The sequence below is a fragment of the Rhizobium sp. BK312 genome, from assembly GCF_014193605.1.
Taxonomy (GTDB): Bacteria; Pseudomonadota; Alphaproteobacteria; order Rhizobiales; family Rhizobiaceae; genus Rhizobium.
The window spans coordinates 1-12493 of the sequence record NZ_JACHZP010000012.1; the positions used below are offsets into that span (position 1 = coordinate 1).

General features: G+C 56.0%; 12 protein-coding genes. 7 read left to right on the forward strand and 5 right to left on the reverse strand.

The features are described 5' to 3' along the window. Positions 1–141: 141 nt before the first annotated feature. From FHT85_RS26860 to FHT85_RS26880, 5 genes are all read right to left on the reverse strand, one after another. Positions 142–774, reverse strand: a complete 633-nt coding sequence (locus FHT85_RS26860) for a DUF1345 domain-containing protein (protein WP_112412855.1) — start codon at positions 772–774, stop codon at positions 142–144. Between the two features lie 91 nt (positions 775–865). Continuing rightward, positions 866–1495: a nucleotide exchange factor GrpE gene (gene grpE, locus FHT85_RS26865; RefSeq protein ID WP_112412856.1), complete on the reverse strand. Its 630-nt coding sequence runs from the start codon at positions 1493–1495 to the stop codon at positions 866–868. A gap of 75 nt (positions 1496–1570) precedes the next feature. Then, positions 1571–2137 carry an HdeD family acid-resistance protein gene (locus tag FHT85_RS26870; protein WP_183774589.1) on the reverse strand — a complete coding sequence of 189 codons (567 nt, stop codon included), beginning with the start codon at positions 2135–2137 and terminating at the stop codon, positions 1571–1573. Between the two features lie 274 nt (positions 2138–2411). Continuing rightward, positions 2412–3383, reverse strand: a complete 972-nt coding sequence (locus FHT85_RS26875; protein WP_112412875.1) for a cation diffusion facilitator family transporter — start codon at positions 3381–3383, stop codon at positions 2412–2414. 85 nt (positions 3384–3468) lie between these two features. After that, positions 3469–3663, reverse strand: a complete 195-nt coding sequence (locus FHT85_RS26880; RefSeq protein WP_112412858.1) for a hypothetical protein — start codon at positions 3661–3663, stop codon at positions 3469–3471. Positions 3664–4293: 630 nt separating this feature from the next. Here FHT85_RS26880 and dnaK point away from each other — a divergent pair. The 7 genes from dnaK to FHT85_RS26915 all read left to right on the forward strand — a co-directional run bounded on the left by dnaK (position 4294) and on the right by FHT85_RS26915 (position 12457). Beyond that, positions 4294–6246, forward strand: a complete 1953-nt coding sequence (gene dnaK / locus FHT85_RS26885) for a molecular chaperone DnaK (protein WP_183774592.1) — start codon at positions 4294–4296, stop codon at positions 6244–6246. Positions 6247–6473: 227 nt separating this feature from the next. Next, on the forward strand, positions 6474–7376 hold the full coding sequence (locus FHT85_RS26890) for a DnaJ C-terminal domain-containing protein (RefSeq protein ID WP_112412860.1): 903 nt from the start codon (positions 6474–6476) through the stop codon (positions 7374–7376). Continuing rightward, positions 7373–7654: a chaperone modulator CbpM gene (locus FHT85_RS26895; RefSeq protein WP_210293906.1), complete on the forward strand. Its 282-nt coding sequence runs from the start codon at positions 7373–7375 to the stop codon at positions 7652–7654. Before FHT85_RS26890 ends, FHT85_RS26895 begins: the two co-directional genes overlap by 4 nt. Before the next feature lie 100 nt (positions 7655–7754). Continuing rightward, positions 7755–9146 carry a sigma-54 dependent transcriptional regulator gene (locus FHT85_RS26900; RefSeq protein WP_183774595.1) on the forward strand — a complete coding sequence of 464 codons (1392 nt, stop codon included), beginning with the start codon at positions 7755–7757 and terminating at the stop codon, positions 9144–9146. After that, a complete protein-coding gene (locus FHT85_RS26905) occupies positions 9139–11157 on the forward strand; it encodes a cache domain-containing protein (RefSeq protein WP_112412862.1) in 2019 nt (672 codons plus the stop codon). Before FHT85_RS26900 ends, FHT85_RS26905 begins: the two co-directional genes overlap by 8 nt. Positions 11158–11361: 204 nt before the next feature. Continuing rightward, entirely contained in the window at positions 11362–11754 is a 393-nt protein-coding gene (locus FHT85_RS26910) for a hypothetical protein (RefSeq protein WP_183774598.1), read from the forward strand. A 172-nt stretch (positions 11755–11926) separates the two neighbouring features. Then, the gene (locus FHT85_RS26915; protein WP_112400200.1) at positions 11927–12457 is read left to right on the forward strand and encodes a DUF1269 domain-containing protein; all 531 of its coding nucleotides are present in this window, start codon (positions 11927–11929) and stop codon (positions 12455–12457) included. Positions 12458–12493 lie beyond the last annotated feature (36 nt).

Sequence of the window (12493 nt, forward strand, 5' to 3'; positions counted from 1 at the left end):
CTGCTCGAAATGCCGACCTTTGAACATTGCCAATCTCCGCGACTTCCGGAGATCAATGCCATGCCACCAGTAACCAGGAAGTTTGCAACAGAACCTTCTTATGTGATCGTTCTCTCTGTCACTTAGGCATGACACGTTTCTTCATAGGCTGCCTAATGCATTAATAGTAAAGGCCAGGATACCCATATTGAAGACGAACGCCGCCAGGCATTGCAGCAAAACAACTTTGCGCATGTGCCGCCCCGTCACGGTGACATCCGAAGTCTGAAAGGTCATTCCTAGCGTAAAGCTGAAATAAAACATGTCCCAATAGCCCGGCTTCGGCGTGTCGGGCACCTCCAGACCTCCCAGGTCTTGTCCTTGGTCTTGCGAGTAAAAAAGATGAGTGTAGTGCATGGCGAAGACCGTATTCGCAAATAGCCACGACAGCATGAGGGTGAGGACGATCAGCGCGATATCTGTCCACTGCGGGGCGGCATGTCTGGCGATGAGGCTGGCTATCGCAATCAAAACGATAAGACAAAGCAGGACCGTGATCGCCAGCAGGCCTGCCCGGTTCGCATCGTTGCGCTTCGCCGCCTCTCGGATTTCCTCAGGACTGTCGTTGAGTAGCGGAAAAGTGCTGACTATGAAAACGCATGTTGCAATATCGAATCCAATGAGAAGAGCGATGTTCCACTCGGCATGCAAAGCCTCCGCAATGACCCCTGCAAGGACCAGCACGGCAGCGAACACCAGGAAGCGTACGGGAGCGATTTTATTACCAATAGTCATTGTAGCGAGGCCTGATCAAATGAAATAAGTTTCCGCTGCCTGTTGATCGTTCTTCCTTCACGCGAGCGGCGGGCGAGCGGTCTGCAAGCGGTCAGCCTTGAGGTGGGCGTGGTGGGCCACCCCGGGAAACTGCGACCTTTGCCGGCCGGAGGGGGCGGGTTCCTATAGCGTAGCCTGGCTCGGCCACCATTGTGACGGTGCCGTGGGGAATGCTCGGATCTTCCGTTTCGAACATTGCTTCGTGAAGATTCGGATCAAACGCCTTGCCGGCGGGATCAAGTTTGGTGACACCGTGCTTTTCCAGCGAGCGCAGCAGCTCCTTCTCGGTGAGCTCGACACCTTCTATCAACCTCTTTACAGGCCCTTCATGGCGACGAATGTCTTCCGGAATGCTGCTGACCGCCCGTCCGAGGTAGTCGGCCACTTTTGTCATGTCGCGTGCGAATTGGGTGACGGCATATTGCCGCGCATCGTTCACATCGCGTTCAGCTCGTCGGCGCACATTTTCCGTTTCCGCCAGAGCACGGAGCAGGCGATCCTGAAGGCTTTTGTTCTCTGCCTCCAAGCTCTCTAGTCTCTCGGATGCGGCCGCTTCGGACGGAGGATCGTCAGTCGCGCCGGCGCCCTGGGTCTTGTCTCTATCAGCAGGCTTGACCGGTGAGTGCGGGTCCTCGGCGGCTTTTGTCGATTGTTCCTGAGGCTGTCTTTTCTCATTGCTCATCTCAATGTCCTGTCACGATTTGTCACTGGAAGCTGGGAACAAAGCCTGCGTCTAGGATGCAAGCATGGGAGAAACTCATGGTATTGTTCCGAGCTGACAGGCAAAGCCGATCAACGTCATGCCCTGGAATATCAGGTCGATCGCCAGGAGCATGCCGAGGAGCCAGATGCTGTCGACCGGCCACCCGATCAGGAAAATCACTCCCGCCAGAGCCGTCACCACGCCGGATGCGATGATCCACCCCCAGCCCTGTGTCGACCTCGCGGAAATGCCGATAAGCAGTCGGAGCGAACCAGACAACAAGGTCAACACGGCAAGGAGTAGCGTGAGGATCATGGAGGTGAGCGCGGGATTGGAGAAGGCACATGCACCGGCTATCGCATAGAGCAGGCCGCTGGCGAGCCAGAGAAAAAAGCCGCCCCACGTCCTGACGCGGAACGCGTGCAGGACCTGCAATGTCCCCGCCATAGTCATAAGGATACCGACATAGAAGACGGCGGCGATCGTCGCATAGAACAGGTCGCCTGCAGCAATAGCGCCAAGGGCAATAAAGACGACACCAAGAAGGAGGAACCATCCCCATTTTTTGTGCGCATTGGCAAATCTCTCCCGCTCGGCGGGAATCACGCTGATCGATGTCATTTGCAGCCTCCTTTGTCCGAATGGACCGCAAGGATTTCAATCTGCTTTGAGATTGGCGACCGGGAGTTTCGCCGTTCCAAGCCCTACAGCTGTCGGAAGCAATGAACGTGCCAGTTTGAATAATGTGTAAAAACAGGATGTTGCGTCGGCGGCGAAGAGGGACATGGCCATATTGTCCGAACCTCTGGGGACAAGATGTCGGATAAGCAAGTTGGAAAAGAGATGAGACTCCGGATGGCGATCTAGGGGTAAGGCAATCGAGGCATCTCAACTCCTATCGCGGCGTGGCTGAAAATAGATAATTGCCGAACCGTTTCCTACGAGCTCTTTCGAATTGCTCAAGCGTCTGCGGTTTGACAAACAAAGCAACGACGTCTGGATGTGCTAAGCGGACCTTTTCCTCGATCAAAGCCACGCATTCCTCAATCTGCTCGGTGAATAATGTAGGATCGAATTCAATACTCAGTGCCACCATCGCCTGATCGGGAGCGAGCTGGGCCGTCAGTGCGCTGTTTGCGTGCACAACGCCATGTTGTTCCTGAGCAATATTGCAAATGGCCTCGACCAGCGCCGGGGTTGCCCGTTCTCCTATTAGCAGGCTTTTGCTCTCGATCGCCAAAAGAATTGCCGTTATCGCGAGAACGATGCCGATCAGAATAGATGCTACTCCGTCCAGTACCGGCATTTGAAGTTGTTCGGCGGCGGCAATCCCGATCATGGCAATTGCAATGCCGATCAGAGCAGCACTGTCTTCGAACAACACCATGAATGCAGGTGGATCCTTGCTTTGGCGGAATGCTTTCCAGAAGCCGAGGTTGCCGCGTGCCTTTGCGAAGGCCCGCCAGCCGACAACCCAGGACGCGCTCTCGAACATAAAAGAAAGAGCCAGAACGATGTAGCTGATCTGCGTATATTCGAGTGGTTGCGGAGCCAGCACGTGCCGTATGCCTTGGTAGGCCGAAACACCTGCGCCAAGCGCAAACAGCAGCAACGCGACAATAAAGCTCCAGAAATATAGCTCACGGCCGAAGCCGAAGGGATGGACGAGGTCTGGCCTTCGTACCGCACGACGGTATCCGTAGAGAATAAGACCTTCATTGCCGCAGTCGACGACTGAGTGCACAGCCTCACTGAACATCGCCGCGCTGCCGGTCATGGCGGCTGCGGCGAGCTTCGTTATTGCGACGGCGATGTTGCCGGCCAATGCTGCATAGACGGCCGTTCGGGCGGAATGCCGCCCCTGCATGCCCGGATTGGAAATCGCTGTGGACACCGCCGTCTCCTATGAAAAAGTTGACGCCAGCAAAATCACATCAACTGATCGAATGGCATTAATCCATGTCACGGAATGCATGTCCGGCCGCGGCCACCCCTTCGATGATACTCGGCGGCAGGAGATCCGCTGCGTCGGTGCCATCAAAAATCCATTCCTTTGGGTCAGCAAAATCTGGAAGACTTGCTCCAGTTCGTACGTAGAGTCCGATGGCAGGCTTTTTTTCGTTGATGTAAAGATCATATTCTTGCACGACCAATCTCCTCTGCAGCCCAATTCAAAACCCATGCAAATCCGCTGCCGGGACGAAGCTTACCATTTGTGAAGGGCAGCGTAATAGTTGCAACGACATTGAAGCAACGGTCGTGCCAGTTCTAAAAGATCGGCGTAATCAATCGACTATTGCTATGATGCGTTTGACTTACGACATTATGTCGGTGGGGTTTTGGACAAAATGTCCACGCCGGGGAGCACGTTTGCAAGATCCATTTCCGTTCGTCTGGGGCATCGAGTCGGAAGCGGATCTCTTTTCCAATTCAATGTAGGCGTGGTATATTAGCTGCGACTGCAAGACGCTGCTGCGGGCCAGTCGATGCAACGGCATATCTGTCAATTTTGATGGAGCCTTCCATAAAAATTCGATGTGGTGCCGGACATTTTGTCCGATCGGCGCGGGACAACCTGTCTGAGAAATTCGACAAATCGCCTCTAAGCGATTGATATTCATGAATATCAAAAACTGGCACGGCTGTTGCTCCTCTCTTCGGCAATACCAGTTCGTCGCCCGGTATCCTCACGGCGGCGGGGTCCGATCCGGATGACCGCCGTTGCTTCTTGAAGGATTGCGGCATGTGCGAGCTGGCACAGGGGTGATCCCGGACGGATGCTGTGCGGGGCGCGAACATCAAATCCGAGAAGAAAACAGAGGAGTAATACGGTGAGTAAAGTTATCGGAATCGATCTGGGTACGACCAACTCCTGCGTTGCTGTGATGGACGGCAAGAACACGCGAATTATCGAGAACTCGGAAGGTGCGCGAACGACGCCCTCGATCGTTGCTTTTACCAGCGATGGCGAACGCCTGGTTGGCCAGCCTGCGCGCAGACAAGCGGTCACCAACCCCACAAACACAATCTTCGCCGTGAAGCGTCTCATCGGCCGTCGTTACGATGACCCGACGGTCGAAAAGGATAAGGGCCTCGTCCCTTATAAGATCGTCAAGGCGGGCAATGGTGACGCCTGGGTCGAAGCGGAAGGCAAGACCTACTCACCGTCCCAGATTTCCGCCTTCATCCTGCAGAAGATGAAGGAAACCGCCGAAGCGAACCTCGGGGAGAAGGTGACACAGGCGGTCATCACGGTTCCTGCCTATTTCAATGATGCGCAACGGCAGGCCACCAAGGATGCGGGCAAGATCGCGGGGCTTGAGGTCCTGCGTATCATCAACGAGCCGACAGCCGCAGCGCTGGCATATGGGCTTGAAAAGAAGAAGCAAGCTAAGATCGCCGTCTATGACCTTGGCGGTGGCACCTTCGACATTTCCATCCTCGATATTGGGGATGGCGTCTTCGAAGTGAAGTCGACGAATGGCGACACCTTCCTGGGTGGTGAGGACTTCGATATGCGTCTTGTCGAATATCTCTGCTCGGAGTTCAAGAAAGAGCAAGGCATCGACCTGAAGACCGACAAGCTGGCCCTGCAGCGTCTGAAAGAGGCTGCCGAGAAGGCGAAGATCGAGCTTTCGACAGCGACTCAGACCGAAATCAACCTTCCTTTCATCACCGCCGACGCCACCGGACCGAAGCATCTGCAGGTCAAAATTACGCGCGCCAAGTTTGAATCCCTGGTTGAAGATTTGGTGCAGCGGACAATCGAACCATGCCTCAGCGCCCTGAAAGACGCCGGTCTGACGGCGAAGGAAGTGAGCGAGGTCGTGCTGGTGGGCGGCATGACCAGAATGCCGAAAATCCAGGAGGTCGTGGAAAAGATCTTCGGCAAGGAGCCTCACAAGGGCGTGAACCCTGATGAGGTGGTCGCCGTCGGTGCCGCGATCCAGGCGGGTGTATTACAGGGTGACGTCAAGGACGTCCTGCTTCTCGACGTCACGCCTCTGTCGCTCGGGCTGGAAACCTTGGGCGGCGTCTTTACGCGTCTCATCGAACGCAACACGACCGTCCCCGCGCGCAAGAGCCAGACCTTCTCCACAGCCGAGGACAACCAGAACGCCGTAACGATCCGCGTCTTCCAAGGTGAGCGAGAACTCGCCGCCGACAACAAGCTCCTCGGCCAGTTCGATCTCATGGGAATTCCGCCGGCGCCGCGCGGGACCCCGCAGATCGAGGTTACTTTCGATATCGATGCCAACGGTATCGTCAATGTCTCAGCCAAGGATAAGGGGACCGGCAAGGAACAGAACATCCAGATCCAAGCCTCCGGCGGCCTTTCCGAGGCCGACATCGAGAGGATGGTCAAGGATGCCGAAACCCACGCGACCGAGGACAAGAAGCGCCGCGAAACCATCGAGGCCAAAAATGCAGGGGATGCCCTTATTCACGAAACGGAGAAAACCCTGGCCGAGCACGGCGCAAAGCTCGCAGATGCCGATCGCCGGACGATTGAAGACGCCGTATCGAATCTCCGTGAGGCATTGAAAGGCAATGATGGCGACGCGATCACAGCCAAGGTCAATGCGCTTCAGCAGGCCAGCATGAAACTGGCCGAGGCGATATATTCGCAACCTCAGCAGTCTGAAACAGCTTCACCGGCATCGGGCAATGATGATGTCGTCGATGCTGAATTCACCGAACTCGATGACGACCAGAAGAAAGCGAATTAAGATTGAGGGGGCGGAGCTTTGGCTATCCGTCCCCCGATCGCCCCTCGCATGATCACGGCAAGAGCCGGCCATAGGGTGCAGCGTCTGGCTGGACTTGCGGTGATTTCTCCGTGGGGATCAGTGGCCGGCTCTTCTTTATTCGTTGTCCCGCGTCGCGCAAAGGGCTCGGACGTCCGAGACGCCTCCCGCTCGATAATTGCTCAACTCAACTATATCCGGAGTAAGACGTGAAAAATCCCTATGAGGTTCTTGGGGTCAGTCCCACCGCCTCCGCATCGGATATTCAGTCCGCATATCGCAAGCTTGCAAAAAAGCTGCATCCTGACCTGAACCCCGGCGATAAATCTGCGGAAGACAAGTTCAAGGAGGTTGCCGCCGCCTATGATCTTGTCGGTGATACAGACAAGCGGAAGCGCTTCGATGCCGGCGAGATCGATGAGACCGGTGCGGAACGGCCGCAACATCACTACTACAGGGATTTTGCGCAATCCGATGGCGGTCACCCCTACATGGATACGTCCGGATTTGCAGATTTCATGGATTCCGACGATGCCTTCGCGGAATTGCTCAGACGTGGTCAACGCAGCCGGGCAAATCGCCGCGGCGAAGATTTGCACTATACGCTGCCCATATCGTTCGTTGAATCGATCACCGGTGCCAATAAGCGTCTGACGCTTCCAGGCGGAGGTACCCTTGACGTCACCATTCCGGCGGGCCTCGTCGACGGCAAGATCCTTCGTCTCAAGGGCAAAGGCGCTCCCGGCGCAGGGAAGGGTGGACCTGGCGACGCCCTTATTAAGGTCGAGGTTCTACCCGATCCCCGCTTCCAGCGCGACGGTGACAACATATCGATAGAGTTGCCGATTTCGCTCAACGAGGCCGTGCTTGGCGGAAAGATACGCGTGCCGACACCCACTGGCGACGTGTCGATGTCGATCCCAAAAGGATCGAACACGGGTACAACGCTGCGCCTTCGTGGCAAGGGTGCTCCACAGCGGGGAGGAGGGCATGGCGACGAGTTCGTCAAGCTCAAGATTGTCCTACCCAAGCACCCGGATCCAGAGCTTGAGACCTTCGTGTCGAACTGGACGGGCGGAAGAGACTTCAACCCACGCGAGGACAGGTCATGATCATCACCAAGAAGGAGTTCCTCACTCAGTCCGGTCTCAAGGTAAAAACACTGGAACTATGGATCGAGCAGGAATGGGTCATTCCGCGGGACACACCGTCCGGGCCGGGTTTCTCCGATGCCGATATCGCCCGCGTGCATCTTATTCGCGACCTGACGGAAAAGGTGGGTGCGAACGATGCCGGGGTCGACGTCATCCTGCATCTGCTCGACCAGCTACACGGCATGCGGCGCGCCTTCGAGCAGTTGCAAACGCATCTGAAGGATAAATTGCCTTAAGGCACCAGCTGAAACTGTTGACAGCATCTCCGAGGCGAGATGCTTTAGAAAGTACGGCAATGCGCAATCGTCGATACAATAGCATCCAGGAGTGGCGGTGATGTCTGAGGAAGCGTCCAACGATAGATCGGAACGCGTCAAAAATCCCGAATTCGGACCATGGCTTGCTCAGGCTTCGATCCTTATCGTCGATGACGAACCGGGCATGAGAAACTTCCTGCTCAAGACCCTTGGCCCGCGCTGCAAGATAATCGAAGAGGCTGCAAATGCGGCCGAAGCGTCCCGAAAGCTCGACCAGCAGCATTTCGATGTCGTGATCCTCGACAACATCATGCCGAATATGAACGGCCTCGACTGGCTGGCGGAGCAACGTGCCGCCGGCTTTCTTGCGGATGTGATCCTCATGACGGCTTATGCCGATCTCGACACGGCTATAAATGCGGTGCGCGTCGGCGTGGTCGATTTCGTTCTGAAGCCTTTCCGGTCGAACCAGTTACTGAATTCGATCGCCCGTTGTCTCGACCGCAGCCGGTTGCAGCGCGAGAATGACGTTTTGCGGCATCAACTGAAGTTTTCGGCCCATCAGGTCTATCTCCGAAACAATATTGTCGGGCAATCGCCTGCCATCGAGAAAGTGCGGGCGATGATTGCCCGTGTTGCTCCGATATCAACGTCTGTCCTGCTGACTGGACCCTCCGGGACCGGCAAGGAAGTCGCTGCCCGTTCGATACACTCACTTTCAGATCGTGCCGACAAGCTGTTCGTGCCGATCAATTGCGGGGCAATCCCGGCTGACATGATCGAGAGTGAACTGTTCGGCCATTTGAAGGGAGCGTTTACAGGCGCCAACCGCACGCGCGAGGGCCTGTTCCTGCACGCACAAGGCGGCACGATCTTCCTCGATGAAATCGCCGAGATGCCCTACTTGCTCCAGAGCAAATTGCTGCGGGTACTGGAAGATCGGCGCGTCCGACCGATCGGTTCGGAACGTGAGTTTCCGTTCGACGCCAGGTTTATCTTCGCAACGAATGCCGATCTCGAGAGCCGGGTTGCAACAGGAACCTTCCGTGCAGACCTTTATTACCGCATCAACATCGTCCAGATTCAACTGCCTCCGTTGAAGGACCGCGGCAATGACGTTTTGGAACTGGCAGGGCTGTTCATGCGCGAAGTCGCACAGCAGGTCGGTATGCCGGCAGTGGAGATCGATGAACACGTCCGATCCTATCTTTTGAGATATGATTGGCCAGGCAACATAAGAGAGCTACGAAATTTCATCGAAAGGGCCGTTATCCTCGGGAGCTTTCCCGAGGAGGCGGAAAGGTCTCCTTTGGTCCCTGCACGAGCCGGTGGGCAGAGCTTGGCGGAAATTGAAAAGCGTCATATTCTGGCTGTGCTGAGAGAGGCTGGCGGCGATCGCGAAGAGGCCGCTCGACGGCTCGGGATTTCTCGCAAGACGATCGATCGGAAATGCGTAAGCTGGAATGGGTGAGGGAACGAGCGAGATATCAAACCGCAAGGCATCGGTTCGTTATCGCCTTCTGGCAATCGCGCTCGTGCCGATGCTTGTTATCCTGCCCATATTGCTGGGTATTACGATCTATCGCTGGAACGAGCGATTTGACGCGCTGGCGATCTCCAAGGTCAACGATGATCTGACGATCGCCCATTTTTATATCGACAGAATGTTGGCGGTCACGGAAGAGCGTCTTGCCGCAGTCAGCCAATCCGCGCGCTTTCGGGATCTGACCGTTGGTGGACATGTCTCTACCGGCGATCTCGATGCTTTCCTGAAAGAGACCGCGAATGATCGCGGCCTGGATTTCCTTTATCTTATCGATGGTGCAGGCAATGTCATTGCCACCAGTCGTCCGCTTGCCAGTGCGTCACCTCGCTGGGACTGGCCCGTCGTCAAGGCGGCTCTTGACGGCACGTCATCTGCCGGTTTCGATGTCTTTGACCAGAACGAACTTTCCGCGCTGACACCGGACCTTGCCGAGCAGGCCCGGATCGCGCTTGTGCAACCGGGTTCGGATTCCGCTATCCAACAGGAGCGCCGGGGTCTTATTCTTCATTCCGCCACTGAGGCGACCTGGGCTGATGGGAAGCGTGGCGCATTGGTTGCCGGCGTGCTTCTGAACAAGAACACCTCGTTTATCGATACCATCAACAGATTGATTTACAACGAAGCCAGCCTGCCCGCCGACAGCCGCGGGACTGCGACCGTGTTCCTTTCGGACGTCCGGATCAGTACCAATGTGAATCTTTTCGAAGGAAGGCGTGCAATCGGAACTCGGGTTTCGCCGGAGGTAGGCGAAGCGGTCCTTAAATATGGGAAAACCTGGAGAGAACAGGCCTTTGTCGTCAATGACTGGTATATCTCGGCCTATCAACCGTTGCTGGATACTTACAATCGTCGCGTCGGAATGCTCTATGTCGGTTTCCTGCAAAAGCCGTTTACCGATGCGAAACGAGAAACGCTGATCGCGATCGTCATCGCCTTCGGCGTGGCGGTCGCCGCGACCGTCCCCCTGTTTCTTGTCTGGACAACCAACATCTTCCGACCGCTGGAGCGCATGACACGGACGATCAGTGCCGTCGAAACGGGCGACCTTACAGCGCGAACCGGCCTTCCGAAAACGAAAGACGAAATCGGTCAGGTCGCATCGGAATTGGATCGATTGCTTGACCAGGTTCAGGAGCGCGATGCGGAATTGCGGCTATGGAATACGGAACTCAATCAGCGTGTAGAAGAGCGAGCCCGCGCGTTGCAAATGGCGAACGAGCAGCTCGAAACCACAACCAAACAATTGATTATGTCGGAGAAGCTCGCGGCGATCGGTGAAATTACGGCCGGCGTCGCTCATGAGATCAACAATCCCATTGCCGTCATCCAAGGTAATCTCGAAGTCATTCAGAGTATCGTCGGAGACGAGGCTGACAAGGCCAGAGGCGAGTTCAAGCTGATCGACCAGCAACTCATGCGCATCAGCGAGATGGTCACCAATCTCCTCAAATTTTCGAAGCCTCAGGAATATGCTGGGGTTCTGGAGCGATACAATCCCGCCGATATTATCGGTGACACCTTACCTCTCGTACGGCACCTTCTGAAGAAAACCACCATAATGATAGAGCGGGAAGATCATGCGTCCCGGCTCATCGCGATGCCTCGCACCGAGCTTCAGCAAGTATTGATCAATCTGATCGTCAATGCGTTCCATGCCATGCCTCAAGGCGGCAAGCTGGTTCTGCGCACATTCGATTCAGAGACGGATCGCACACCAGGAATAACGATCGAAGTATCGGACACTGGCAGTGGCATGGAACCGGATGTCGTCAACAGAATTTTCGACGCGTTTTTTACGACCAAGCGCCGTGAAGGCACAGGTTTGGGCCTTTCCATCTGCCAGATGCTTGTGACGCGCCAGGGCGGCACGATTGCAGTCACCAGCAAACCCGGCGAGGGAACGACCTTTACGGTCTGGCTCCCGGAAGCCGCCTGAGACAGACCTGACGGCGGACAAATAGTCTTCTATCGGACGACAATTTGTCCGCAACCGGTGCCGCTTGCCGCTGCGACCCATTGAAAAGGCTTGGAAACGATAAGTGGCACGATTGTTGCGGCGTCGTTTCGCGACCCGCCAATCGAGCCGTGTGACGGACAGCGTGGTGACATTCAACGCAAAACCGAACCCTGGAGGTCCGCAATGACCGCCGTATCGACCGAACAGCTTTCGAAAGACATGCAAGCCTCGGCACAAAAGCTCAAAGAAGCCGGACTGATCCCGCAATCGCAGGACCAGCCGCTGAACGCAAATGACCTGCTCTTCTATTTGACGCAAACATCCATGCCCATGGCCGATCTTCTGCAGCAGCACGGCCTCTTTCTGGATGATCGCGGGTTGAATTACGATCTCGCGCAATTCGACGCCATCGGCCAGATCGCCAACAAGGTGATCACAGAACGACAGGCCGGCTATCTAGATGGCGTCTGGAAAGAGCTCGATCTCTCAACCGGCGAGGATATGGATTCAAACGGGACCTATATCCTGACGGCGCTTGCGGCACTTGACGTCCTGTATGGCCCGCCGGCGGTCTAGGCAATAGGCAGCGACGAAAGACAATTTGTCCTGCCCAAGCCGACACATTGTCTTCTCCAGCGTTGTTTCGGGCGATCAAGCTATTGATTTTCAATAACTTTGGCATCTGGCACGATGGTTGCTCCAGTGTTCCGTGCGCGGCGCGGAATGGTTTGGAACGAGGGAGAGAGTTGTGTCCGATCTGATCGTCATCGTTTACCCGACCGAAGACAAAGCCGAAGCCATAAGGCAGAAGCTCGTGAACCTTCAGAAGGAATATTTGATCGAGCTTTCCGACGCCGTGATCGCCGTCAAACAGGACAATGGCAGGATCAAGCTCATTCAGTTGATGAACACGACGGCCGTCGGCGCCATTTCCGGCGGTTTCTGGGGACTGTTGATCGGGTCCATTTTTCTCATGCCGCTCCTTGGCGCGTCGATCGGTGCCGCTTCGGGTGCACTTGGCGGCGCGTTGACCGACTACGGCATCAACGACGGCTTCATGAGGGAGCTTGCAACAAATCTGAAGCCGGAGAACGCGGCGCTGTTCCTGCTGATCCGCAAGATGACCGCCGACAAGGTTCTCGACGAACTCAAGGGCACCGGTGGAACCGTCCTTAGAACATCGCTGGATCACGCGAAGGAACAGGCGCTGCGCGACGCGCTGGCGGCCTCCCCCGGCTTCGGGCAGCCGGCGCCCGCCGAGACTTCTTCGCACAACTGATGCTGACTTGTTTCAGCCGTCCAATCACCGTTGCAG